This window comes from Clostridia bacterium (assembly GCA_035561135.1).
In the GTDB taxonomy this organism is placed as follows: domain Bacteria; phylum Acidobacteriota; class Terriglobia; order Terriglobales; family Acidobacteriaceae; genus DATMYA01.
This window is the reverse complement of sequence record DATMYA010000001.1, coordinates 1-1,223: the sequence shown is the minus strand read 5'-3', so window position 1 is coordinate 1,223 and position 1,223 is coordinate 1. Positions and strand designations below refer to the sequence as shown.

Here is a 1,223-nt window from a genome sequence, read left to right as displayed (position 1 = left end):
CCTGATCTACTTCGTCGTCATGTTTCTTGTTTCCTTCTACATGGGACGGAAGGTCGGGGCGGACTATTCGAAGACGACGACGCTGTCGTTCACCGCAGCTTCCAACAACTTCGAACTGGCGATTGCCGTGGCGGTTGCGGTATTTGGAATCAACTCCGGCGCAGCCTTTGCGGCCGTGATCGGTCCGCTCGTTGAGGTTCCGGTGATGATCGCGCTGGTCAACGTCGCGTTCTACTTCCAGCGAAGGTATTTCACCGTTGAAAAGGACGAAGCCGCCCCGGAAGTCTATATATCCGGTTCGGCCGCCAATCGATAAAGTGAGGACACGTGAAGGCGAAGATTCTGTTTCGGCGGCGTGTTGCGCAGTCGGTGATCTGGATTGGGAGTCCTTTCTCAAGATGCTAGACTGTGCCATTCGCTGCACGCCCATAAGGCTGCAATCGAACGGTATTATCGGCTGAAGACCACTCGCGCGAGAGAGTTAAGCTTTAGTGCTGCGATTGATGAGAGCAGGATTCAGCGAGACTTTCCCCGGGGATGTGGAGACTGCTGTAGCACTTTTTGAATGGACCGCGAAGTACAGTGTCGGCGTAGAGCGGTTTGACGAGGAACACAAACGCCTCTTCAATCTAATGAACAAATTGCATTACGCTATGCGCATTGCGCAGGAACGAACCGTCCTCGAGGGTGCCTTGCTCGATTACACGGAACAGCATTTTTCGGCAGAAGAGACAGCCATGAATATCCCCGGCTTTCCCGGTGCCGGCGCGCACAAGGCCGAGCATGATCGGCTACGATCCGATGCTGCCGCGTTGCAGGAAAAGTACAGGGCCGGTGCAAGCAAGATCGGTATCGACCTTGTTGATATTCGCAATTCTTTGCTTCCCGAAGGCTGATGCTCGACAGCGACCCCGGCAAGTGATTGAGTTCTGCTTCTCAACTCGGTATTTTGTGACGAAACGGAGTCACCTGTGACTTTTGAATTCATTCCATCAGGACCTTATCTTTCGTTGCAGCTCCCGATACGAATCTGGGGCATGGACGAGTTGGGGCGTCCGTTCACGCAGCAGGCCTCCACCGTGACGATTGGTCTTGAAGAGGCGTGCGTTGCCGGCTTGAAGTGCATCGTCAAACTCGACGATATTCTCGGCATGTCATGTGACGCTCGGAAGGGACGCTTCCGCGTAATCTGGGTCGGGCAGGCCGGAACTCCACAAGCGGGG

General features: G+C 54.8%; 3 protein-coding genes. All 3 read left to right on the top strand.

Features of this window, described 5'->3' with window-relative positions:
* Positions 1-316, top strand: a 316-nt coding sequence (locus tag VN622_00015; protein ID HWR34237.1) for an arsenical-resistance protein, incomplete at its 5' end; no start/stop codon positions are given.
* A gap of 223 nt (positions 317-539) precedes the next feature.
* Positions 540-896: a bacteriohemerythrin gene (locus VN622_00010; GenBank protein HWR34236.1), complete on the top strand. Its 357-nt coding sequence runs from the start codon at positions 540-542 to the stop codon at positions 894-896.
* Between the two features lie 75 nt (positions 897-971).
* A partial coding sequence (locus VN622_00005) for a hypothetical protein (GenBank protein HWR34235.1) occupies positions 972-1,223 on the top strand: 252 nt, incomplete at its 3' end.